Here is a 22,320-nt window from a genome sequence, read left to right as displayed (position 1 = left end):
CTCATTTCATCATTCCTTCGATTTCATCGGCCACACGGGCCGCGGCGCGCGGACGGGCCAGGGCCCGGGCCTTCTCGCCCATGGCCTGCAGCTGGCTCCGGTCCAGGCCCTGCAGCAGGGCCAGCAGACCTTCGGGGTTGAGCTCGGGCTGGGGCAGATGCAGGGCCGCGCCATGCTGGGCCATGAAGCGGGCGTTGTCGCGCTGGTGGCTGGTGGTGCTCACCACCAGGGGCACCAGCACGCTGGGCAGGCCGGCGGCGCAGAGCTCGCTGACCGTCACCGCGCCAGCGCGGCAGATGATCAGATCGGCCGCGGCCAGCTGGCCCGACATATCCTCGATGAAGGGCAGGATCTGGACCTCGTCTCCGGTCTTGATGCCGGCCACCTGATAGGCCGCCTGCACCGCGCTCAAGTTCGCCTGACCCGCCTGATGCACCACCTGGGGCCGGGTCGCCGCATCCGGCCACAGGGCCAGCATCTTGGGAATCACCTCGTTGATGGCCCGCGCCCCCAGGGAGCCCCCCACCACCAGCAAACGCAAGGGGCCAGTGCGGCCGGCATAGCGCTCGGCCGGCAGAGGCAGGGCTTCGATCTCGGCGCGCACCGGATTGCCGGTCACCACGGCCTTGGGCGTGGAGGCCGCGGCCGAGCCGTCAAAGCCGAAGGCGATCTTGCGCGCCATGCCCTTGAGCGCCTGGTTGGACATCAGCATGGCCGCGTCGGCATTCACCAGCATCAGGGGGCGGCGCATCAGCCAGGCCATCAGACCGCCGGGGAAGCAGACATAGCCGCCCATGCCCAGCACCGCATCGGCGCTGCGCGTCACAAAGACCTGGCGCGCCTGGATGAAGGCGCGCACCAGGCCCACCAGGCCGCGCAGCATGTGCACGTGCCCCTTGCCGCGCAGGCCGGCAAAGGCCAGGCGGTCCAGCGGGATGCCGCTGGGCGGCACCAGCTTGTTCTCCATGCCCGACTCGGTGCCCACCCAGGACACGCTCCAGCCGCGACGCTTCATTTCCTCCGCGACCGCCAGGCCGGGAATGAGGTGGCCGCCGGTGCCGGCGGCCATGATGACCAGATGCTTCGTGCTCACGCGCGACCTCCCCGCATGAGCTGGCGGTTCTCGATATCAATGCGCAGGCAGATGGCCAGCGCGATGCAGTTCATCAGGATGGCCGAGCCGCCGAAGCTCATCAGCGGCAAGGTCAGGCCCTTGGTGGGCAGGGCCCCCAGGTTCACGCCCATATTGATGAAGGCCTGGCCGCCCACCCAGATGCCGATGCCCTGGGCATAGAGGCCGGCGAATACGCGGTCCAGCGCCACGGCCTGGCGGCCGATGTGAAAGAGCCGGCGCGAGAGCCAGAAGAAGGCGCAGATGACGATGGCCACGCCCACCAGCCCCAGCTCCTCGCCGATCACGGCCAGCAGAAAGTCGGTATGGGCCTCGGGCAGGTAGTGCAGTTTTTCCACGCTGCCGCCCAGGCCCTGGCCGAAGAGCTCCCCGCGGCCAAAGGCGATCAGCGAGTGCGTCAGCTGGTAGGCCTTGCCCTGGGCGTACTTCTCGTCCCAGGGATTGAGGTAGGCAAAGATGCGCTCGCGGCGGAACTCGCTGAAGGTGATCATCAGCACAAAGGCCCCCACCAGCACCGCCACGATCAGGAAGAACATGCGGCCGTTCACACCGCCCAGGAAGAGGATGCCCATGGCGATGGCCGCGATCACCATGAAGGCACCCATGTCCGGCTCGGCCAGCAGCAGCACGCCCACCACGCCCAGCGCCACCACCATGGGCCAGACGGCGCGGAAGAAGTTCTCCTTCACGTCCATCTTGCGCACCATATAGCTGGCCGCATACATGGCGATGGCCAGCTTGGCCAGCTCCGAGGGCTGGAAGTTCATCACCCCCAGGGGCAGCCAACGGCGGGCGCCATTCACGCCCTTGCCCACGCCCGGGATCAGCACAATGATGAGCAGCACCAGGGCCAGCACGAAGAACCAGGGCGCTGCCCGCTCCCACACGGACACGGGCACCTGCACCACCACCAGGGCCGCCAGCAAGGCCAGGCTGATGGCCACCACATGACGGACCAGAAAATGCGTGGGCAGGTACTTGGCGAACTTGGGGTTGTCCGGCAGGGCGATGGAGGCCGAATAGACCATCAGCAGGCCCAGGGCCAGCAGGCACAGCACCACCCAGACCAGGGTGATATCGAAATTGGACAGGCGCGTGGGCTGGCCCGCGGACACGCTGACCCAGTCGCGCACCGGCACCTCGCCACCGCTCTCGCCGCGGCGGAACAGGCCAGCCAGGCGGTCGCGCAGGGTCTGCAGCACCGCATTCATCAGGCCAGCCCTCCCTCGTCGGCCAGGGCCTGGACCTCGGCCACAAAGACCTCGGCGCGGTGGGCGTAGTTGCGGAACATGTCCAGGCTGGCGCAGGCCGGGCTCAGCAGCACGCTGTCACCGCTGTGCGCTTGCTCCAGCGCCCAGCGCGTGGCGGCCTCAAGGCTCTCATGCGTCTGGGCCGGCAGGCCCTCGGGCAGCACGCTGGCGATAGCCGGCGCATCGCGGCCGATCAGGGCCACGGCGCGGGCATGGCGGGCCAGCGGCTCGCGCAGGGGCGAGAAGTCCTGGCCCTTGCCGTCGCCGCCCAGGATCAGCACCAGCTTGGCGGGCGCACGGTCGGCCCCCAAGCCACCGATGGCCGCCACGGTGGCCCCCACATTGGTGCCCTTGGAATCGTCGTAGAAGTCCACGCCGCGCACCATGGCCACATGCTCCACGCGGTGCGGCTCGCCGCGGTACTCGCGCAGGCCGTGCAGCATGGGCGCCAGCGGGCAGCCCGCGGCGCTGGCCAGGGCCAGGGCCGCGAGGGCATTGGCGGCGTTGTGGCGGCCGCGCACGCGCAAAGCATCGGCCGGCATCAGGCGCTGTATGGACAACTCCTCTTGCTCCGCGTCGCCCCTGCGGCGCTTGAGCTGGGTCTCGTCGGCCTCGCGGGCGCGCACCAGCCAGGCCATGCCGCCCTCGTCCAACAGGCCGTAGTCGCCGGGATTGCGCGGCGCATCCAGGCCGAAGCGCAGGACCTGGCGCGCCACCAGCTTGTGCGGCCGGCCGCGGCCCTGGGCCACCTTGATGGGGGCCGGCACCATGGCCTCGACCAGGGCATCGTCGCGGTTGATCACCATCACCGCCTGCTCGCCGAAGATGCGGGCCTTGGCGCGGCCGTAGGCGGCCATATCGCCATGCCAGTCCAGATGGTCCTGGCTCAGATTCAGCACCGCGGCGGCCGTGGGCTCGAAGCCCGTCACACCCTCCAGCTGGAAGCTGGACAGCTCCAGCACCCAGACCTCGGGCAGGTGTTCGAAGACCGGCGGCTTGGGCGGCGGCGGCTTGATGGGCAGGGGCTGCTCGTCCAGCAGGGCCGCCACCTCTTCCAGCGTGGTGCTGGGGGGGGCGGGCTCGGGCGCCACTTCACACTCTGTAGCAGGCTGCGACTCGGACGGGGCTTCGGCGTCGGGCTGGATCACCGGTTCGGCGGCTTCTTCCGCCGGCTCGGCGCTCGCCACAGGCTCGGCTTCGGGCGCCACCGGCGGCGCCCGCGCCCCATCCACGGCCCCGGCCAGGGTGTCCCCCAAGGTCGGGCCGATATTGCCGGCCACGGCCACGCGCCGGCCGGCGCGCTGCACCAGCTGGGCCGTCATCGAGGTGGTGGTGGTCTTGCCGTTGGTGCCGGTGATGGCCAGCACCGCGGGCGCGTAGCCGCGCTCGGCTTTCAGATCGGCCAGGGCGCGGGCGAACAGATCCAGCTCGCCCTGCAGCGGCACGCCGGTATTGCGAGCCAGATTCAGCACGGGCTGCAGGCGTGCGTCCAGGGGCGAGAGGCCCGGGCTCTTGAGCAGCAGCTGCACGCCAGAGAGGGCCGACTCCGGCAAGTCGCCATGCAGGAACTCGGCCTCGGGCAGGCGCTCACGCAGGGCTGAGCGCTGCGGCGGGTTCTCGCGCGAGTCCCAGACGCGCACGCGGCCGCCGTGGCGCGCCACCCAGGCGGCCATGGCCAGACCCGAGTCTCCCAGACCCAGGATCAGCGTTTGCAAGCCGGCCAAGTGCTTCATGTCGGCGACCTCAGCGCAGCTTCAGGCTGGCCAGGCCCACCAGGCACAGCAGCATGGTGATGATCCAGAAGCGCACGACCACCTGGGTCTCCTTCCAGCCCGACTTCTCGAAGTGGTGGTGCAGGGGCGCCATCTTGAAGATGCGGCGACCCTCGCCGTACTTCTTCTTGGTGTACTTGAACCAGCTCACCTGCAGCATCACCGAGAGCACCTCGGCTACGAAGACGCCGCCCATGATGCCCAGCACGATCTCCTGGCGCGTGATCACGGCCATGGTGCCCAGGGCACCGCCCAGGGCCAGGGCGCCCACATCGCCCATGAAGACCTGGGCCGGATGGGTGTTGAACCACAAGAAAGCAAGACCTGCCCCCGCCAGCGCTCCGCAGAAGATCAGCAGCTCGCCCGCGCCCGGGATATAGGGCAGCAGCAGGTACTTGGCATAGACCGAGGAGCCGGTCAGGTAGGCAAAGATGCCCAGGGCCGAGCCCACCAGGACCACGGGCATGATGGCCAGGCCGTCCAGACCGTCGGTGAAGTTCACCGCATTGCTGGTGCCCACGATCACGAAGTAGCTCAGGGCGATGAAGCCGAACACGCCCAGCGGATAGCTCACCGTCTTGAAGAAGGGCACGATCAGGTCGGCCTTGGGCGGCAGCTCGGTGGAGAAGCCGCTGCTCACCCAGCGGTAGAAGAGCTCCACCACGCCCAGGAAGCTGGTTTCCGAGACCGAGAAGGCCAGGTAGAGCGCCGCCACCAGGCCGATCAGGGACTGCCAGAAGAACTTCTCGCGGCTGCGCATGCCCTCGGGGTCCTTGTTGACCACCTTGCGCCAGTCATCCACCCAGCCGATGGCGCCAAAGCCCATGGTCACCAGCATCACCACCCAGACGAAGCGATTGCTCCAGTCGAACCACAGCAGGGTGGCCACCGCGATGCCGATCAGGATCAGCACCCCGCCCATGGTGGGCGTGCCGCTCTTGGACAGATGCTGCTGCACCCCGTATTCGCGGATGGGCTGACCGATCTTCATCTCGGTCAGGCGGCGGATCACCCAGGGGCCGAAGGCCAGGCCGATGAGCAGGGCCGTCATGGCCGCCATCACGGCGCGGAAGGTGATGTAGTTGAAGATGCGCAGCCAGCCCAGGTCCGGGTACTGGGCCAGCAGCCACTGGGCCAGACTAAGCAGCATGCGAGCCTCCTTGCAGCGGGGCGTTCTTGCTCTCATCGGTCTGCAGCAGGGCTGCGACCACCTTTTCCATCTGCATGAAGCGGGAACCTTTGACCAGGATGTTGCGGGCGCGCGGCGCCTGCGGATCGGACAGCGCGGCGATCAGGGCCGCGGCATCCTCGAAATGGCGGGCATTGCGGCCATAGGCTGCGGCGGCATCACGGCAGGCCGAGCCAGCGGCCCAGAAGCTGCTGATGCCGCGCGAGGCGGCATAGGCGCCCACCTCGCGGTGGAAGGCGGGGCCCTGGTCGCCCACCTCGCCCATATCGCCCAGCATCAGCCAGGAAGCGCCCGGCAGCTCGGCCAGCACATCGATGGCGGCGCGCACGCTGTCGGGGTTGGCGTTGTAGCTGTCGTCGATCAGGGTGATGCGCTGCCCCTCGCGCAGCAGGCTCTTGAGCTGGCTGCGGCCCTTGACGGGCTCGAAGGCTTCCAGGCCCTGGCGGATGGCGGCCAGCGGCGCGCCGGCCGCCAGGGCGCAGGCGGCGGCGGCCAGGGCATTGCGCACATTGTGCAGGCCCGCCACATGCAGAGCCACCGGCGCACTGCCCGCGGGCGTCTGCAGCTCCAGCGCCCAGTGGCCCGAGCCCTCGCCCTGGACCCACTGGGCATGACCTGTCACATCGGCCTGGCCCTGCAGGGCGAAGCTCAGCACGGCACGGCCGCCAGCCTGCTGCTGCCAGATCGGTGCGCAGGCATCGTCAGCCGGAAAGACCGCCACGCCGGCCGGACCCAGGGCTTCCAGCACCGCACCGTTCTCGCGCGCGGCGGCTTCCACGGTCTGCAAGAACTCCTGGTGCTCGCGCTGAGCGTTGTTCACCAGGGCCACCGTGGGCTGGGCCATGGCGGCCAGGGGCGCGATCTCGCCGGGATGGTTCATGCCCAGCTCGACCACCGCAGCGCGGTGCCACAGCGCATCGTCCTGGCGCAGGCGCAGCAGGGTCAGGGGCACACCGATCTCGTTGTTGTAATTGCCCTCGGTGGCCAGCGCGCCCTGCCCCAGCCAGGCCCGCAGGATGCTGGCAATCATCTGGGTCACGGTGGTCTTGCCATTGCTGCCGGTCACGGCAATCAGGGGCAGATGGCAGTGGTCGCGCCAGGCCGTGGCCAGCAGGCCCTGGGCCTGCTTGGCATCTGGCACCTCGATGCCCGAGAGGCCGGCCGCCGCGATGCCGCGCTCGGCGATCACGGCCACCGCCCCGGCCGCGGCGGCCTGGGGCAGGAAGTCGTGCGCATCGAAGCGCTCGCCGCGCAGGGCCACGAAGAGATCGCCCTGGCGCAGGCTGCGGGTGTCGCTGTGCACGCGCGCGATCTCCACCGCGCCCTCGCCCACCAGGCGCGCCTCGGGCAGGCGGGTCTGCAGCAGGTGCAGGGCCTGAGCCAGGGTCATCAGGGGCGCACTCATCTCAATCCTTCCTCAGGACCAGGGCCGACTGGGCCTGGTCCACGTCGGAGAAGGGGCGGCGCAGGCCCGCGATCTCCTGATAGTCCTCATGGCCCTTGCCGGCAATCAGCAGCACATCGCCCGGCTCGGCCTGGGCAATCGCCTGGGCAATGGCGGCCTGGCGATCCTCGATCTGCTCGCAGGGCCCACCCACGCCGGCCGCGATCTGGGCCAGGATGTCCTGCGGCGCCTCGTGGCGCGGGTTGTCGCTGGTGAGGATCACGCGGTCAGCCAGGCGGCCGGCGATGGCGCCCATCAGCGGACGCTGGCCGGGATCGCGGTTGCCGCCGCCGCCGAAGATGCAGACCAGGCGGCCACCCCGCGCTGCGGCCAGGGGGCGCCGCGCGGCCAGGGCCTTCTCCAGTGCGTCGGGCGTGTGGGCATAGTCCACCACGGCCTGGGGCTGGCCCCGGCCCTCGCCCACGCGCTGCATGCGGCCGGGCACGGGCGTGATCTCGGGCACGGCTGCCACGATGGCGTCCAGCGGCAGGCCCAGCGCCCGCAGGCCGCCGATCACGGCCAGCAGATTGGCCACGTTGTACTCACCGATCAGGCCGGTGCGCACGGCCAGGGCCTGCTCGCCCTCGCGCAGCTCGAAGCACAGGCCGCCGGCCTGGTAGTGGAGGCCGCGGGCCGAGAGCCGGGCCGCACCGTCCACCGCATAGGTCCACACATCCAGGCGGCCCTGCAGCTCGGCCGCAAGGGGCGCGCCCTTGGCGTCGTCCAGGTTCAGCACCGCGGCCTGCAGGCCGGGCCAGTCGAACAAGCGGCGCTTGGCGTCCCAGTAGGCGTCCATATCGCCGTGGTAGTCCAGGTGGTCCTGCGTGAAATTGGTGAACAGGGCCACCTTGATCTCGGTGCCGGCCAGGCGCTGCTCGACAATGCCGATGGAGCTGGCCTCGATGGCACAGGCCGCAAAGCCGGCATCGGCCATGCGGCGAAAGCCCGCCTGCAGCTGCACGGGGTCAGGCGTTGTCAGACCCGTGTACTCGATCTGCGCAGCCCGGTCGCGCAGCGGCGGCTCGCCAATGCCCAACGTCCCCACCACGCCGCAGCGCCGACCCAGCAGGCTCAGCAGCTGGGCGGTCCACCAGGCGGTGCTGGTCTTGCCATTGGTGCCGGTGGTGGCGATGACCTGCAGGCGTTCGCGCGTCGGGTGCTCGAAGTACTCGGCCGCAATGCGGCCGGTCACGGCCTTGAGCGCGGGCAGCGCGGCCACGCGGCCGTCGTTGAAGCCATAGGCCTCCACGCCCTCGAGCTCCACCAGGCAGGTGGCGGCGCCAGCGTCCAGCGCGCCCTGCACATAGCGGCGACCGTCCTGGGCATGGCCGGGCCAGGCGATGAAGGCATCACCGGGCGCCACCAGGCGGCTGTCGGTACGCAGGGTACCGGTGGTCCACTCGCGCAGCCAGCGGGCTGCGGCTTCGGGGGATTTCAGGCGCATGAGAGGCATCAGAAGCTCTCCTCCACGGCGGGAATGTTCTTGGCAATGATCTGGGTCTTCACATCCAGATCGGGAGGCACATTGAGCAGGCGCAGGGACTGGGCCACCACCTGGCTGAACACGGGGCCGGCCACGGCGCCCCCGTAATACACACCGGTGCTGGGCTCATCCACCATCACCGCGACCACGATGCGCGGCTTGCTGATGGGGGCCAGGCCCACGAACCAGGAGCGGTACTTGTTGGTGTAGCCCTTACCTTCCTGCTTGTGCGCGGTGCCGGACTTGCCGCCCACGCTGTAGCCGGCCACCATGGCCTGGGGCGCGGTGCCGCCGGGACCGGCCGCCATTTGCAGCATCTGGCGCACGTCCTGCGCCACATGGGGCGAGAAGACCTTGATGCCATGGCTGATCTGCCCCTCGGGCTGACGCATCAGGGTGGCGGGAATCACCTCGCCATCGCGCGCAAACACCGTGTAGGCCCGGGCCAGCTGGAACAGCGAGGCCGAGAGGCCGTAGCCATAGCTCATGGTGGCCTGCTCGATGGGCCGCCAGCTCTTGTAAGGGCGCAGCTTGCCGGTCACTGCACCGGGGAAGTTCAGCTGCGGACGCTGACCCAGACCGATGGCGGTGAACATATCGTGCATCTCGCGCGGCTGCATCTGCATGGCCAGCTTGGTGGTGCCGATATTGCTGGACTTCTGGATGACCTGGGCCACGCTCAGATCGCCATAGGGATGGACATCGGTGGGTGACCAGCCGCTGATCTGGATGCTGCGCGGCGCCACATTGATGATGGTGTCGGACTTGACGCGGCCGCTCTCCAGCGCCAGGGCGGCGATGAAGGGCTTCATGGTCGAGCCGGGCTCGAAGATATCGGTCAGGGCACGGTTGCGCAGCTGGGCCCCGCTGAGGTTCTGGCGGTCACCGGGGTTGTAGCTGGGGAAGTTGGCCAGGGCCAGCACCTCACCGGTCAGCACATCCAGCACCACCACCGAGCCGGCCTTGGCGCGGTGCTCGGCCACCGCATCGCGGATGCGCTGGTAGGCAAAGAACTGCACCTTGGAATCGACCGAGAGGCCGATGTCGCGGCCGTTGACGGCCGGCACGCTGTCGCCCATGTCCTCGACCACCCGCCCCAGGCGGTCGCGCACCACCTGGCGCGAACCGTCACGGCCCTGCAGCTCCTTCTGGAAGGCGAGCTCGATGCCCTCCTGGCCGCGCTCCTCGATATTGGTGAAGCCCACCACATGAGCCGCGGCCTCGCCCTCGGGATACTTGCGCTTGTACTCGCGATCCTGGAACACACCCTTGAGCTTGAGCGCCTTGATGCGGGCGGCGGTGTCATCGTCCGCCTGGCGACGCAGCCAGACGAAGCGGGAGTTGGGGTCCAGCCGCTTGTCCAGTTCCTGACGGCTCAGGCCCAGGATCTTGGCCAGCTCGCGGCGCTGCTCGTCGCTGGCATCCATCTCCTTGGGAATGGCCCAGATCGAGGGCACGGCCACGCTGGCGGCCAGCACCTGTCCCTTGCGATCGACAATGCGTCCACGGCTGGCCGGCAGCTCCATGGTGTGGGCATAGCGCGCCTCACCCTGACGCTGGAAGAAGTCGTTGCCGATGACCTGCACATAGACCGCGCGGCCCAGCAGGCCCATGAAGCCCAGGCCCACCAAGGCCACCAGCAGGCGCGAGCGCCAGGGCGGCGTCTTGGACGCCAGCAAGGGACTGCTGGAATAGCTGACGCTGCGCGCGCTGACGGAGCGGTAGGCCGCCCCGCCCTGCTTGCCCTCCTTGGCGCCGAACCAGCTCACCGTGCCACCCCCGAGGCCGCCTGGGGACGCACGAGGTCCACGCTCTGGGTCACGGCGGGATTGATCACGCGCATGTGCAGACGCTCGCGCGCGACCTGCTCCACCCGCAGATTGGTGGCCTGGGCGTGGCGCTCGGCCAGCAGGCGCTGATGATCGGACTCCAGGCGCTGGGCCTCGGCGCGCGCGCGGTCCACTTCGGTGAACAGGCGTCGGGAGTCATAGGCGCTGCGGATCAGCACCATGCCGCTGACCAGCACGGCCACGAGCAGCAGCAGGTTGATGCGACTCATCGCGCCGCTCCGTCCTGAGCCAGGGGCGCATCCGTGCGCTCGGCCACGCGCAGGATGGCGGAACGCGAACGAGGATTGGCGCGCACCTCGGCCTCGCTGGGCTTGATGCGCGCCAGCGCCTTCAGCGCCAGAGGCTTGGGCGCGGCAAAGGGCGCACGACGGTCATAGACCTCCTTGCTGTGCGCCGCGATGAAGTTCTTGACGATGCGATCTTCCAGCGAGTGGAAGCTGATCACGGCCAGGCGCCCGCCCGGCGCCAGCAAGGCCAGGGCCGACTTCAGCCCCTGCTCGAGCTCTTCAAGCTCGGCATTGACGTGAATCCGAAGCGCTTGAAATGTGCGCGTTGCAGGGTCCTGGCCCGGTTCGCGGGTTTTGACCGCGCCAGCCACGACTTTGGAAAGCTCGTCGGTGCTTCGAACAGGACTCCCGCTCTCCCGGCGAGCAACAAGCGCCTTTGCAATCTGTGCAGCAAACCGTTCTTCCCCATAGTTGCGTATGACCTCCGCAATCTGGCGCTCATCGGCGCGGGCCAGGAAATCCGCAGCACTCTCGCCGCGCGTCGTGTCCATGCGCATGTCCAGCGGTCCGCTGAAGCGGAAGCTGAAACCACGCACCGGGTTGTCGATCTGGGGGCTGGACACACCCAGGTCCAACATCACGCCATCCACCTGGCTCACGCCCAGGCGTGCCAACTCCTCCTGCATGGAGGCGAAGGGGGCGTGGCAAATGGAAAAACGCGGGTCCGTGACCCGCGTCTGCCCCGTCGTGGCGGCCGCGATGGCCTCGGGATCGCGGTCGATGGCAATCAGCCGCCCACCGGGTCCGAGCTTCTGCAGCAGCAGGCGCGAATGACCGCCGCGGCCGAAGGTGCCGTCCACATAAAGACCGTCGGGGCGCGCCAGCACGGCATCCACGGTCTCGTGCAGCAGCACCGTGGTGTGGGTGAAGGAGGTGTTGTCTTGAGTGCTCATGCGCGTCAGAAGCTGAAGTCCTTGAGCGCATCGGGCAGCTCGGATTGCATCACCGCGGCTTCGTGCGCGGCGTAGCGGGCGGCGTCCCAGAGCTCGAAGTGGCTGCCCATGCCGAGCAGCATCACGTCTTTTTGCAGACCGGCAGCCAGTCGCAGCTCAGGCGCCACCAACACGCGCGCGGCGCTATCGATCTCCGCATCCTGCGCATTGCCCAGGAAGACGCGCTTCCACCCTGCGGCCGACATGGGCAGGGCGGCGATCTTGTCGCGGAAGGATTCCCAGGCCGGTCGGGGGAAGACCATCAGACAGCCCTCGGGGTGCTTGGTCAGTGTCAGCTGGCCGCCGCAGAGCTCCTGCAGGGCCTCGCGATGTCGTGTCGGGACGGCCAACCGCCCCTTGGCATCCATTGCCAAGGCCGACGCCCCTTGAAACACGAAATTCGCCACAGCGACCCACTAAATTGCACTTTTCACCACTTTACTAATCGCGCTCCGGAAGGTCAAGGTGGAAACCAAAAAATTCCCAATGAAATCAAGCACTTAGAAAGCAATCTTGGAGCAGAGCTGCATCCAAAAATCGTTCTAAAAGAAGGACTTGCAGATAGCTCTGCAAGTGCTGGATGAACTTGCCAGGGACAGGCCGCCGGCCGCGTCCGCACGATCCAGGCAGCCGAAGGGCCCCGCACCCCTGTGCATTTGCACAGTCATTCGCAGCAGATGCGACAGCAGGCCACACAGAGCGGGTCATCGGTGGGCTGCGGCGCGCCCCAGCACGAGCGCGCCCGCCTCAGACCTTGTAGGTGGACAGCAGGATGCTGGTCTCGGTATTGGCGATGCCCTCGATCAGGCGTACCGCGCTGAGCACGCGATCAAACTCCTCCAAGGTGTCGGCGCGCAGCTCGGCCACCAGGTCCCAGCGACCATTGGTGCTGTGAAGTGCGGCCACATTGGGGTGCCCGCGCAGCTCGCGCAGCACCTCGTCGGTGCGATTGCCCTCCACCGCCACATTCATCAGGGCACGGATTCGCTGCGCCTCGGCCGCAGGCTTGAGGCGCACGCTATAGCCCACGATCACCCCCTCGCGCTCCAGCCTTGCAATACGGTTCTGCACCGTGGCCCGCGCCACCCTCAGCTGGCGCGCCAGGGCCACCACGGACAGGCGGGCGTTATCGCGCAGCAAGGCGATGAGCTCACGGTCGGTGTCGTCGAGGCTTGACATATTGATTCATTGTGCCAGTCACTTTGACAAGCACCCACAACAAATTGAGCGCTTTGTCAGCTTTTTATTAGCCATGCTCCCGACCAGAATTTGCGCAAAGGCTTTAGGCCCTGCCGCCTGAGCCACCCATTGGAGACATTTCATGACCCGCTTTATCGACGTACCCGCCCTGGCCGAGCTGCTGCAGCGCAAAGGCGTGGCGCCCCTCATGGCCGACTTGGCCGACTGCCTGCGCGAGGACTTTCTGCGCTGGCAGGACTTCGACAAATGCGCCCGTGTGGCCAGCCATTCGCCCGTGGGCGTGATTGAGTTGATGCCCGTGGCCGACGCTCAGCGCTACGCCTTCAAGTACGTCAACGGTCACCCCATCAACACCAGCCGCGGCCTTTACACCGTGATGGCTTTTGGCGTGCTGGCCGAGGTTTCCAGCGGCTACCCCCTGCTGCTCTCCGAACTCACCTTGAGCACCGCCCTGCGCACCGCGGCCACGTCGGCCATGGCGGCCAAGGCCCTGGCACGCCCGGATTCGCGCCGCATGGCCCTGATCGGCAACGGCGCTCAAAGCGAGTTCCAGGCCCTGGCCTTCCACAGCCAGCTCGGCATCCGTGAAATCGTGGCCTACGACATTGATCCCGCCGCCACCACCAAGCTGCAGCGCAATCTGGCCGGGTTTGCCGATCTCAAGATCCTGCGGGCCGACTCGATTGCCGAGGCTGTCCGCGGCGCCGACATCGTCACCACCGTCACCGCCGACAAGGCGCGCGCCACCATCCTGACGGCCGAGATGCTGGAGCCCGGCATGCACATCAATGCCGTGGGCGGCGACTGCCCGGGCAAGACCGAGCTGGCCGCCGAGCTGCTGCGCCAAGCCAGCATCTTCGTGGAGTACGAGCCCCAGACCCGCATCGAGGGCGATATCCAGCAGCTGCCCCCCGAGCATCCGGTGACCGAGCTCTGGCAGGTGCTCAGCGGCCGCGCGCCGGGGCGACGTTCCGCCGCCGAGGTCACGGTCTTCGACTCCGTGGGCTTTGCCCTGGAGGACTACTCCACCCTGCGCCTGCTGGACAAGCTGGCACGCGAACTGGGCGTGGGTCGCGAGGTGCAGCTGGTGCCGCCGGCCGACGACCCCAAGGATCTGTTCCGCCACACCCGCGGCGGTCGCGCCCAGCTGCGCCGCGCCGCCTGAGTAGGGGCCTCGATCCGCGGGGCCGAGCTGCGAGGGCAATTAGCGAGCCTTTGCCCATCCTGATTCGTCTTGCCGCTCCAGGGCCTGGGGGTACAGTCGAGGCGAGCGCGATTGCAGCGCCGCCGTCGAGGTCATATTGAGTCGCAAACCCTACAGCTCGCTGTTTGTCGTTCTGGCCACCGGTGCCAGCATCGGCCTGCTGCTACCAGCCCTGGTCATCGGCGGCTTCTGGATAGGCTGGCGTGAGCCGCAGAAGGCAGACCAGACTCAGCAGGCCGAGTTGCAGGCCAAGCTGGACGTGCTGGCTTCCAGCCTGCCCGAGTTGCTGTGGAATCTGGACCATGTCGCGGCGCGTGAGGTGGTCGCCGCCATCATGAAATCGCCCGAGGTGGTGCGTGTCACGGTCAGCGACACTTCGCAAGGCGCGCCCTTCATCGAGATGAGTTACCCGGAGCGGCACAAGGGCCAGCTCATCGATGGCGAACGCGACATCCTGCGCGGAAGCAGCAAGATCGGCCATATCCAGATCGAGCTGGACGATCATCTGGCACGAGCGGATCTGGACCGCCAGCGCTGGCTCTATGGCCTGACCGTGGGTGGGCAGCTGCTGATCTCGCTGCTGCTGGTCCTGCTCCTGCTCAATTCACGGCTGTTGCGGCCGCTGCGAGAGCTCGGCAGCTTTGCCAACGATCTGGCCCAGGGCCGCTTCAACGCCTCCCTGCGCCGTCAGCGCAATGATGAGATCGGTCGCCTGGGCGAGGACCTTGAACACATGCGCGACGAACTGCAGCAGCAATTCGAGGCGCAGCGTGACCTGATCAACCGCCTGCGAGGCATGGCCGAAACCGTGCCGGGCGTCGTGTTCCAGCTGCGCCGCCATGCCCATGGTGGGTTTGCCTTTGTCTATGTCAGCGAAGCCGTGCGCGAGTATCTGCGCCTGAGCCCCAGCCAGCTGGCCGAGCAGGCCGACGCCTGGTTCGAGCGCCTGCATCCGCAGGATCGCGAGGCCGTACGCGACTCGCTGGTCAACTCCGCCCTGCAGCTCAGCCCCTGGCAACAAGAATTCCGCACCCGCTATGCCGATGGCAGCGAGCGCTGGCTGTATGCGAATGCGATTGCCCAGGCCGAGGACGGCGGTGCGGTGCTGTGGCACGGCTTCCTGACGGATATCTCGAGCCAGCGCCGCGACGCCATGGAGCTCGAGCGCTATCGCCATCATCTGGAAGAGTTGGTCCAGGCCCGTACCGCCGAGCTGGCCGAGGCCAGCCAGGCCGCACAGGCCGCCAGCCTCGCCAAGAGTGCATTCCTGGCCAATATGAGTCACGAGATTCGTACGCCCATGAATGCCATCATCGGCCTGACCTATCTGGTGCGCCGCGACAGCCAGGAGCCCGAACAGCAGGAGCGACTCAGAAAGGTGGCCGATGCGGCCGAGCATCTGCTGCTGGTGATCAACAACGTCCTGGACCTGTCCAAGATCGAAGCGGGCAAGCTGCAGCTGGAGCGGGCCGAGTTCAATGTCGGCCAGGTGCTGGATGGCATCCAGAGCATGCTGGCGCAGCGCGCTGCCGACAAGCAGCTGAGGCTGGAGGTCGACCTGGACCCCGAGCTGGCCAGCCGTCCCCTGTTGGGCGATGCCCAGCGCATTACCGAGGTCCTGCTGAACTTCGCCGGCAATGCCGTCAAGTTCACCGACCAGGGCTTTGTGCGCCTGGGCGCCCGCCTGGAAGGCGAGCGGGAGGGGGTGCTGCAACTGCGCTTCGAGGTCCAGGACAGCGGGATTGGCATCAGCCAGGAAGCGCAGGCACGCCTGTTCCAGGACTTTGAGCAGGCCGATAGCTCCACCACCCGGCGCTATGGCGGGACGGGCCTGGGCCTGGCCATTTGCCGGCGCCTGGCCCACCTGATGCAAGGTGAGGTGGGGGTGAACAGCAGCCCCGGTCAGGGCAGCCGCTTCTGGTTCAGCCTCCCCTTGGAACAGGCGGACATGAAGCGCGCCCGCGCCCCCTTGGCACTGAGTCGCCAGCCCATTGCGCAGGAACTGCAGAAGCAGTTCCCGGGCACCCGGGTTCTGCTGGTGGAGGACAACGTCGTCAATCAGGAGGTGGCCGTGGCCCTGCTGTCCAGCGCGGGCCTGGCGGTGGATGTTGCCGGTGACGGTCAGCAGGCCGTGGACATGGTGCGGCAGCACGACTACGCCCTGGTGCTGATGGATGTGCAGATGCCCGTCATGGATGGCCTGGACGCCTCACGGGCCATCCGCGCCCTGCCCCAGGGTCAGGGACTCCCCATTCTGGCCATGACGGCCAATGCCTTCGCCGAGGAGCGGCAGCGCTGCCTCGATGCCGGCATGAACGACCATGTGGCCAAACCCGTGGTGGCCGAACAGCTGTTTGCCACGTTGCGGCTTTGGCTGACGCGCGCCCAGGCGGGCAGACCGGACCTCAGCGACTCTGCTTGATCAGGCGGCCACTGCCCGGCTGAGCGGGTCGGGCATTCATGGGATAGAGCTTGGAAAAGATCTCGATCTGCTCGCCCGAAAGCTGCACCGGCTGGCGCATCACCATCCACAGCACGCCCTCGCTGCAGGGCGGCGTGGTGAGTGAGCCCATATAGGTGTAGTAGCCCCGGTCCTCGGGCAGCAGGCGCGTGAGATCCATCTGACCCAGACCGGGCTGGGCCTGCTGCTTTTCCAGTGGCAGATTGTTCCAGACCTGCTGGATCAGGGGCTGGTCGCGTCCGCGCTCCAGCAGCACAGCCACCACGGCCAGTCGGCCCTCGGCATCGCGGTGCACCAGATGGGCCGCCATATCGAACTGCTGCCCGTTGATGCGCTCTTCGCTGGGGCGATGGAAGTGGAATTGCTGCAGCTCATAGCGCCGCCCCATCACCCCCAGGCTGTTGCCGGGCGCAACATTGACCTGCACCGTGTGACCGTTGTCCACCACGGCAAAGTCGCTGGCGCGGTAGTCGAACTGGATGGGCTCCAGATCCACACGGATGCCGTCCCGGATGTCGATGGGGCTCTGGCGGGTGCCAATTGCGCAGAGCCGATACTCGGGCTTGAGGTCCCCCCAATGCTCGGGCGCGCCCTCACCGCCGTAGGACCAGTGGATGTCCGGCTTGCGCGGTGCCGGGGCACGCCGGGTCGCCCCCGTCCCCCCGGCCGCGGCCCGACCCGGCGCCTGGATAGGTTCGGCCTTGTTGGACAGGCGCTCGGCCAGCCGTCGGCGCAGTTCGTCGGGCGGCAGCTCGCTGTCCGGCCTCGTCAGGGGGGGCTTGACCGAATCATCACGAATCGCCGCCGGCCTGCCCTGGGCCCAGGCGGCTTGGAGACCCGGCAGCGACAGCAACAACAAAACGGCCAGCAGGGATCCGGAGCCGGCACGGCGCCCGGTTGGCAGCGGAAATCTCGGCCTTGGCGCCTGCATCAGTCCTTCCTCCGGCCGCCCCGCGGCCTTGTCAGCCCTTGATCTCGGCCGAGGCCTGCGATTCTTGAGGGCCCGTCGCATAGCCCACCTCGTGCTTGACCTTGATCCAGGCCACCAGGCCTATGGTCATGGTGGCCAGCGAGGCCAGAGCCAGGGCCAGGGTGGAATGCATCACCAGGGGCACGACCACGCCGGCCACCAGGCCATTGGCCGCACTGCCGATGCAAGCTTGCAGCGAGGAAGCCATGCCACGCCGGTCGGGCGCCTGGTCCAGTACCAGCAGGGTCACCACCGGCACCATCAGGGCCCAGCCGAAGGCGAAGGCGCCGATCACGGGCAGGGCCCAGAAGGGGCTGGGCGGCAGCAGCAGGTTCAGCGCCACATTCAGCAGCGAGACCAGCAGCATGATCAGAAAGCCGTGGCGGATCTGGTGCCGCGGCTTGATCTTGCCGGCCAGGCGACCGCTGAGCCAGGCACCGCCCATGATGCCGCCGATCGAAAAGCAGAAAAACCAGAAGAACTGCGTGGGCCCCAGCTGCAGGTGCTCGCCCAGAAAGACCGGCGCCGCCAGCACATAGAGGAACATGCCGTTGAAGGGAATGCCGCTGGCCAGGCACAGCAGCAGGAAACGCCGGCTGGTGCTGAGCTGCCAGTAGCCGCGCATCAGCGAGCCCACATGGAAGGGCTGAGCCTGGCTCTTGTGCAGGGTCTCGGGGAGCAGGCGCCAATTGGCCACCACCAGGGCCAGCCCCACCAGCACCAGGAACCAGAAGATGGCGTGCCAGTCCAGGTGCACGAAGAGAACACCCCCCACCATGGGCGCAATGGCCGGCGCCACGCCGAAGAAGATGGTGACCTGGGACATCACCCGCTGCGCCTCGGAGGGCGGAAACATATCGCGGATGATGGCGCGCGAGACCACGATGCCCGCCCCCGCCGACATGCCTTGCACCGTGCGCCAGAACACCAGCTCGCCGATGGTGCTGGCCAGCGCACAGCCCAGCGAGGCCAGGGTGAAGACCACCATGCCCCAGAGCACCACGGGCCGGCGGCCGAAGCTGTCGGACAGCGCACCGTGGAAGAGGTTCATCACCGCAAAGCCCAGCAGATAGCTGGACAGGGTCTGCTGCATCTGCAGCGGCGTGGCATCCAGCGCGCGCGCGATGCCGGAGAAGGCCGGCAGATAGGTGTCGATGGAGAAGGGGCCTACCATGCCCAGGCAGGCCAGCAGCACGGCCAGGGTCCAGCGCGGTGCGCGCCAGAGGGAACCGGCATCGGGATTCATGTATGGATTTGCGCGTTGAGCGCCCAGGCGCAAGAAACTGCAGGCGGGCGGGAACACAGTGTAGCGGCGCCCCCTAAACTCGCGCTCCAGCCCATATTTCCACGAACACTGTCTGATGCCCGATACCCTGAACATTGGCCTGATCGGCCTGGGCGTGATGGGGCAGCGCATGCTGGCCCGCCTGAAGAACCACCCGCGCCTGCGCGCCGTCTGGGTCTGGGACGCCCGACCCGAAGCCCTGAGCAGCACCCTGCAGGCCTACCCCGAACTGCGCGCAGCCGACAGCGCCGAGTCCCTGATACGCCAGCCCGGCTTGGCCAGCCTCTATATCGCCACGCCGCCGGCCGCCCATATCAGCCTCTCGCACGCCGCCTTCGATGCCGGCCTGGCCGTGTTCTGCGAAAAGCCGCTGACCGTGGACTTTGCCGCCGCGCGCGACTGCATCGCCCGCATCGAGCGCGAGAAGCTGCGCGCCGCGGTGAACTTCTCCCTGGCCTCGGCCCCCGGCCTGGCCGCGCTGCAGCGCGCCTTTGGCGCCGCCGCCAAGCATCCACTGGGCACCCTGGAGGCGGTGCACATCGAGCTGGGCTTTGCCGCCTGGCCCCGCCCCTGGCAGGCCGCGGCCGGTGCCTGGTTGGCCGAACGCACGGAAGGCGGTTTCAGCCGCGAAGTGCTCTCGCACTTCATCTTCGTGCTGCAGCGCGTGCTGGGGCCGGCCCAGGTGCTGGCCAGCCAGGTGGACTACCCGGCCGATGGCCTGAGTGCCGAAACCGGTCTGCGCGCCGAGCTGCGCGCCGACGGTGTTCCCGTGCAGATCGAGGCTCGCGTGAGCCCCGAGGTGGGCGTGCCCGACCGCAACCGCATGCACTGGCGCGCCAGCGAAGGCGAGATCGAGCTGCGCGAGTGGTTCGGCCTGAGCGAGCAGCGCCGCGGCGGCAAGTCCGAGCCCCTGGGCCTGTTCCAGGGCGAGTCGGACAGCCTGCGCAGCCAGGCCCAGGCCGACCAGCTCGAGCAATGGGTGGCCCTGATCGAAGGCCGCTCGCACGCCCTGCCCGGCTTTGCCGAGGCCCTGGCGGTGCAGGAAACCATCGAGGCCCTGCTGGGCGCCAAGGCTTGAACGAATAAAGAGTGAAGCAAGCCGATAGGCCGGATTCTGTGCAGGTCCGGCCTCTTGCGAGACCGGCCCCGTGACCGCCATTCCTCTGGGCCGGACATCACTGCCCGGCTCGGTGCCACCTACCCGCCAGCTCTGCGAGCCGCATCAACGCTGGCCTACTTGGTGTTGCTGCGCGTAGAGATTGCCCGTTTCACCCGAAATGGGCCTAGGCCCACTTCGACTCGTCTCTGTTGCTCTGATCCTCGGCTTTCGCCGGGCAGCCGTTAGCTGCTACGCCGCTCTATGCAGTCCGGACCTTCCTCCAGGGCCGTGTTTCCACGCTTGCCCCAGCGGCGGTCTGGCTTGCTTCACAGCCGGCATTATCCCGCATCGCGCCGGCCCCGCGACTTCAGTCCTCGCTGGTGCCCTCGGCGAGATCGGCGTCGTCGTCCTTGGCCGCCTCGCGAGCCAGCTCGGCCTCCAGGGGACGCAGTGATTCGAGCAGCTGTTGCGGCGGTTTGGGGGCCGTCAGACGCAGGACGGGCGGCGGCAGCGCGCTGATGTAAGGCGGGCCGAACCAGTACTGCTGCTGCGCACGCTTGGCCGCCAGCAGGGTCATGCTGCCCAGCAGCAAGCCCGCCCCCACCCAGGCCAGGGCGCGCCGGCCTCGCGGCCAGACGAGCTGGGCATGCCACCACAGCAGCAGACCCAGACCGACGGGCAGACTCAGCGCCTCGAGCGCGAGCAGGCTGCGGGCCGAGAAGCTGTAGGCCAGACCCGGCAGGACGAAGCCCAAGAGCTGCAAACCCGTCACCACACAGACCGCTCGCCAGAGATGAAGCGCAAAGGGGAAACGGTGCTGGAAGAGCTGGGTCACCAGGGCCCAGAGCGCCGCCCAGACCAGGAGCAGGGCCAGGGGCAGCAGAAGGGCCGCCGCATAGTCCACCCAGGGTGCGCCGGGATTCAGGCCGCTCCAGCGGTCCAGCCCCAGCAAGGCCAGCCACAAGCCCATCAGGCCCAGCAGCGCCCCGGGCGCAGGCGGCGCGACCACCCGATCCAGCAGGCGCTCGGGGGGCAGCGTGTCTTGGTCGCGGCGCAATCGCAGCGAGGTGGCGCCGAGCTGGAAGACCGCGCCCGGCGCCAGCTCCACCGAGCTGCCAGCCGCCAGGCGCCGGCGTCCCAGCCAGCCCCCGTTGAGGCTGTCGAGCAGACTCAAGCGGGGACGACCGCTTCCATCGCCCTCGGCTGGCTCGCAAGCCGCCTGCGCCAGCTCCAGACGCGCATGCTCGGCGGCCAGATGCACATCATCCAGCACCAGATCGCAGGCCGGCGAGCGGCCTATGCTCACGGGCCAGGCCTGCACCCGGTACACCGCCCGCACCAGGCCGTCGCGGCCCAGCACTTCGATCACCGCGGCCTTGCTGCCGTCCATCCGAAGCCTCCCAGGTAATGTGCGCTCAGGCGCAGGGCATTCTCGAAACTCACGCCGCGGGCATCAAAACGCCCCAGAGCCCCCTGCGTCGCACCATCAACCGTGGTGACCAGCACCACCAGGTCGTGCAGGCCGGGCAGCTTGCGATAGGCCGATAGACAGATCACCGCGCGCAGCGGCGGCCCCTGCTGCGCATCGGCCTGGATGAAGTCCTCGCGGCAGCGGGGAGCGCTGCGCTGGCGGTCGGCGCGGCCCAGGTTCTCGTTGCGAAAGCTGGCCGAGTACTGCTTGGCAAAGCGCAGGGCGCCGAGCTTGCTGCCTTCGTAGGCCTCGTGCGAGACCTGCAGATAGCCCGTCTGCAACTGCCCGCTGACGAAGACGGCATGCTCCATGCGGCACTGCGAACGCTGGAACTCCATGCCCTTGTTGTCGGCCGGCGTGCTGCGCCCCCAGCAGCGCATGAAATCCTCCTGGGGGACGGGCAGCGCATAGCGCTCATGGTCGGCATTGCGCCAGGGCTGTGCCACAAAGCCCTGGACCAGGGCGTCCTGGTACTGCATCAGCTGCTCGCGCAGCCGTGGCCACGCCGGCCCGCGCAGCGCCTCGCGCTCGCGGCTGCGCTGAAACAGCTCATGGGCGAACTCGGCCGGCACCAGAAAGCTCATCTGCTGGGCAAAGAACATGGCCGAGACATTGATGCCCACGACCCGCCCCTCCTCGTCCAGCACCGGTCCGCCACTCATGCCGGAGTTGATGCTGCCCGAGTAGTAGATCAGGGGGTCGAAGCTGCGCTCCACCAGACCGTTGAAGGTGCCCTCCACCACGGCGAAGGCCACATCGTGCGGATTGCCCATGGAATAGATGCGGTCGCCCTTGGACAAGGGCTGCTCCCGGGGACGGAAACTGAGCCCGCTGGCGCCGCGCAGACCGTCCCCCTTGAGCCGCAGCAGGGCCAGATCACGGCGTACATCGAAATCCAGCAGCTCCAGCTCACCGGCACGCCCGTCGGGCATGGCATAGCGCAGCCGGTAGCGCTCGGGATCAAGCGCGGCCTCGCTGACCACGTGGTAGTTGGAAATCACATGCCCCTGATCGCTGACCAGAAAGCCCGAGCCCACCGAGGCCTGGCTGTCCTGATTCTTGAGCAAGGTGCGGATCTGCAGCAGCTGGGTGCGGGCGCGTTCGTAAACGCGACGCGCGCTGGCCGAGACCGGCGCGGCCGCCGACGCCGTGCGGGCCGCTGCCGAGGCTGCGCTGGCCGGCGCCTCCTGGGCCAAGCCCGGCAGCGGTGTCAGCACAAGGCTCAGCAGCGCCAGCAGCAGACACCGGGGCCAAGCCCCCAAGCCAGGCCGCAAAACAAAGGGCTGGTGCA

Annotated in this window: 19 protein-coding genes and 1 other RNA gene; 4 read left to right on the top strand and 16 right to left on the bottom strand. The window is 68.1% G+C overall.

What is annotated here, in order from left to right; genetic code table 11:
- Position 1: 1 nt before the first annotated feature.
- From murG to mraZ, 10 genes are read right to left on the bottom strand one after another with little or no spacing between them, the layout of a single operon-like run.
- Positions 2-1,093 carry an undecaprenyldiphospho-muramoylpentapeptide beta-N-acetylglucosaminyltransferase gene (gene murG / locus ACK5F2_RS12535; protein WP_409865093.1) on the bottom strand — a complete coding sequence of 364 codons (1,092 nt, stop codon included), beginning with the start codon at positions 1,091-1,093 and terminating at the stop codon, positions 2-4.
- Positions 1,090-2,343: a putative lipid II flippase FtsW gene (gene ftsW, locus ACK5F2_RS12530; protein WP_409865090.1), complete on the bottom strand. Its 1,254-nt coding sequence runs from the start codon at positions 2,341-2,343 to the stop codon at positions 1,090-1,092. The genes murG and ftsW overlap by 4 nt, the downstream gene beginning before the upstream one ends.
- A complete protein-coding gene (gene murD, locus ACK5F2_RS12525; protein WP_409865088.1) occupies positions 2,343-4,115 on the bottom strand; it encodes a UDP-N-acetylmuramoyl-L-alanine--D-glutamate ligase in 1,773 nt (590 codons plus the stop codon). The genes ftsW and murD overlap by 1 nt, the downstream gene beginning before the upstream one ends.
- 10 nt (positions 4,116-4,125) lie before the next feature.
- A complete protein-coding gene (gene mraY, locus ACK5F2_RS12520) occupies positions 4,126-5,304 on the bottom strand; it encodes a phospho-N-acetylmuramoyl-pentapeptide-transferase (protein ID WP_409865085.1) in 1,179 nt (392 codons plus the stop codon).
- Complete coding sequence (murF, locus tag ACK5F2_RS12515) at positions 5,294-6,748, bottom strand: UDP-N-acetylmuramoyl-tripeptide--D-alanyl-D-alanine ligase (RefSeq protein ID WP_409865083.1); 1,455 nt, start codon at positions 6,746-6,748, stop codon at positions 5,294-5,296. The genes mraY and murF overlap by 11 nt, the downstream gene beginning before the upstream one ends.
- A 1-nt stretch (position 6,749) precedes the next feature.
- On the bottom strand, positions 6,750-8,240 hold the full coding sequence (locus ACK5F2_RS12510; protein ID WP_409865082.1) for a UDP-N-acetylmuramoyl-L-alanyl-D-glutamate--2,6-diaminopimelate ligase: 1,491 nt from the start codon (positions 8,238-8,240) through the stop codon (positions 6,750-6,752).
- Complete coding sequence (locus ACK5F2_RS12505; RefSeq protein WP_409865080.1) at positions 8,240-10,039, bottom strand: peptidoglycan D,D-transpeptidase FtsI family protein; 1,800 nt, start codon at positions 10,037-10,039, stop codon at positions 8,240-8,242. Before ACK5F2_RS12505 ends, ACK5F2_RS12510 begins: the two co-directional genes overlap by 1 nt.
- Positions 10,036-10,329, bottom strand: a complete 294-nt coding sequence (gene ftsL / locus ACK5F2_RS12500; RefSeq protein WP_409865078.1) for a cell division protein FtsL — start codon at positions 10,327-10,329, stop codon at positions 10,036-10,038. Before ftsL ends, ACK5F2_RS12505 begins: the two co-directional genes overlap by 4 nt.
- The gene (rsmH, locus tag ACK5F2_RS12495; RefSeq protein ID WP_409865076.1) at positions 10,326-11,300 is read right to left on the bottom strand and encodes a 16S rRNA (cytosine(1402)-N(4))-methyltransferase RsmH; all 975 of its coding nucleotides are present in this window, start codon (positions 11,298-11,300) and stop codon (positions 10,326-10,328) included. The genes ftsL and rsmH overlap by 4 nt, the downstream gene beginning before the upstream one ends.
- Before the next feature lie 5 nt (positions 11,301-11,305).
- Complete coding sequence (gene mraZ / locus ACK5F2_RS12490; protein ID WP_133603264.1) at positions 11,306-11,734, bottom strand: division/cell wall cluster transcriptional repressor MraZ; 429 nt, start codon at positions 11,732-11,734, stop codon at positions 11,306-11,308.
- Here mraZ and ACK5F2_RS12485 point away from each other — a divergent pair.
- A complete protein-coding gene (locus ACK5F2_RS12485) occupies positions 11,726-11,923 on the top strand; it encodes a hypothetical protein (RefSeq protein WP_409865073.1) in 198 nt (65 codons plus the stop codon). The two genes, mraZ and ACK5F2_RS12485, sit on opposite strands and share 9 nt — an antisense overlap.
- Positions 11,924-12,086: 163 nt before the next feature.
- Here the strand turns inward: ACK5F2_RS12485 and ACK5F2_RS12480 are convergent, their stop codons facing one another.
- Positions 12,087-12,518: an Lrp/AsnC family transcriptional regulator gene (locus ACK5F2_RS12480; RefSeq protein WP_133603266.1), complete on the bottom strand. Its 432-nt coding sequence runs from the start codon at positions 12,516-12,518 to the stop codon at positions 12,087-12,089.
- A gap of 142 nt (positions 12,519-12,660) precedes the next feature.
- On the opposite strand from ACK5F2_RS12480, the gene ACK5F2_RS12475 reads away from it, so the two are divergent.
- A complete protein-coding gene (locus ACK5F2_RS12475; RefSeq protein ID WP_409865071.1) occupies positions 12,661-13,704 on the top strand; it encodes an ornithine cyclodeaminase in 1,044 nt (347 codons plus the stop codon).
- A 136-nt stretch (positions 13,705-13,840) separates the two neighbouring features.
- Positions 13,841-16,165 carry an ATP-binding protein gene (locus ACK5F2_RS12470; protein WP_409865068.1) on the top strand — a complete coding sequence of 775 codons (2,325 nt, stop codon included), beginning with the start codon at positions 13,841-13,843 and terminating at the stop codon, positions 16,163-16,165.
- Here ACK5F2_RS12470 and ACK5F2_RS12465 read toward each other — a convergent pair.
- Positions 16,149-17,060 (bottom strand): carbonic anhydrase, encoded by a 912-nt coding sequence (locus ACK5F2_RS12465; protein ID WP_409865066.1) that lies wholly within the window; start codon positions 17,058-17,060, stop codon positions 16,149-16,151. The genes ACK5F2_RS12470 and ACK5F2_RS12465 overlap by 17 nt on opposite strands.
- Positions 17,061-17,166: 106 nt before the next feature.
- Entirely contained in the window at positions 17,167-18,420 is a 1,254-nt protein-coding gene (locus ACK5F2_RS12460; RefSeq protein WP_409865064.1) for a multidrug effflux MFS transporter, read from the bottom strand.
- 115 nt (positions 18,421-18,535) lie between these two features.
- On the opposite strand from ACK5F2_RS12460, the gene ACK5F2_RS12455 reads away from it, so the two are divergent.
- The gene (locus tag ACK5F2_RS12455; RefSeq protein WP_409865061.1) at positions 18,536-19,537 is read left to right on the top strand and encodes a Gfo/Idh/MocA family protein; all 1,002 of its coding nucleotides are present in this window, start codon (positions 18,536-18,538) and stop codon (positions 19,535-19,537) included.
- 9 nt (positions 19,538-19,546) lie between these two features.
- Here the strand turns inward: ACK5F2_RS12455 and rnpB are convergent.
- The 3 genes from rnpB to ACK5F2_RS12440 form a co-directional block, all read right to left on the bottom strand.
- Positions 19,547-19,886, bottom strand: an RNA gene (rnpB, locus tag ACK5F2_RS12450) — RNase P RNA component class A.
- Positions 19,887-19,925: 39 nt separating this feature from the next.
- Entirely contained in the window at positions 19,926-20,948 is a 1,023-nt protein-coding gene (locus ACK5F2_RS12445) for an FHA domain-containing protein (protein ID WP_409865058.1), read from the bottom strand.
- A partial coding sequence (locus ACK5F2_RS12440; RefSeq protein WP_409865056.1) for a serine protease occupies positions 20,924-22,320 on the bottom strand: 1,397 nt, incomplete at its 5' end. The genes ACK5F2_RS12445 and ACK5F2_RS12440, both read right to left, overlap by 25 nt.

The organism is Roseateles sp. (assembly GCF_046300915.1).
In the GTDB taxonomy this organism is placed as follows: domain Bacteria; phylum Pseudomonadota; class Gammaproteobacteria; order Burkholderiales; family Burkholderiaceae_C; genus Kinneretia.
This window is presented reverse-complemented; position numbering and strand designations above follow the sequence as displayed.

Coding starts and splice junctions, on each gene's coding strand:
- murD (WP_409865088.1), bottom strand. CDS start 4,115: ATGAAGCACTTGGCCGGCTTGCAAACGCTGATCCTGGGTCTGGGAGAC.
- murF (WP_409865083.1), bottom strand. CDS start 6,748: ATGAGTGCGCCCCTGATGACCCTGGCTCAGGCCCTGCACCTGCTGCAG.
- ACK5F2_RS12480 (WP_133603266.1), bottom strand. CDS start 12,518: ATGTCAAGCCTCGACGACACCGACCGTGAGCTCATCGCCTTGCTGCGC.
- ACK5F2_RS12510 (WP_409865082.1), bottom strand. CDS start 8,240: ATGCCTCTCATGCGCCTGAAATCCCCCGAAGCCGCAGCCCGCTGGCTG.
- ACK5F2_RS12460 (WP_409865064.1), bottom strand. CDS start 18,420: ATGAATCCCGATGCCGGTTCCCTCTGGCGCGCACCGCGCTGGACCCTG.
- ftsW (WP_409865090.1), bottom strand. CDS start 2,343: ATGAATGCGGTGCTGCAGACCCTGCGCGACCGCCTGGCTGGCCTGTTC.
- ACK5F2_RS12475 (WP_409865071.1), top strand. CDS start 12,661: ATGACCCGCTTTATCGACGTACCCGCCCTGGCCGAGCTGCTGCAGCGC.
- ACK5F2_RS12445 (WP_409865058.1), bottom strand. CDS start 20,948: ATGGACGGCAGCAAGGCCGCGGTGATCGAAGTGCTGGGCCGCGACGGC.
- ftsL (WP_409865078.1), bottom strand. CDS start 10,329: ATGAGTCGCATCAACCTGCTGCTGCTCGTGGCCGTGCTGGTCAGCGGC.
- mraY (WP_409865085.1), bottom strand. CDS start 5,304: ATGCTGCTTAGTCTGGCCCAGTGGCTGCTGGCCCAGTACCCGGACCTG.
- ACK5F2_RS12455 (WP_409865061.1), top strand. CDS start 18,536: ATGCCCGATACCCTGAACATTGGCCTGATCGGCCTGGGCGTGATGGGG.
- rsmH (WP_409865076.1), bottom strand. CDS start 11,300: ATGAGCACTCAAGACAACACCTCCTTCACCCACACCACGGTGCTGCTG.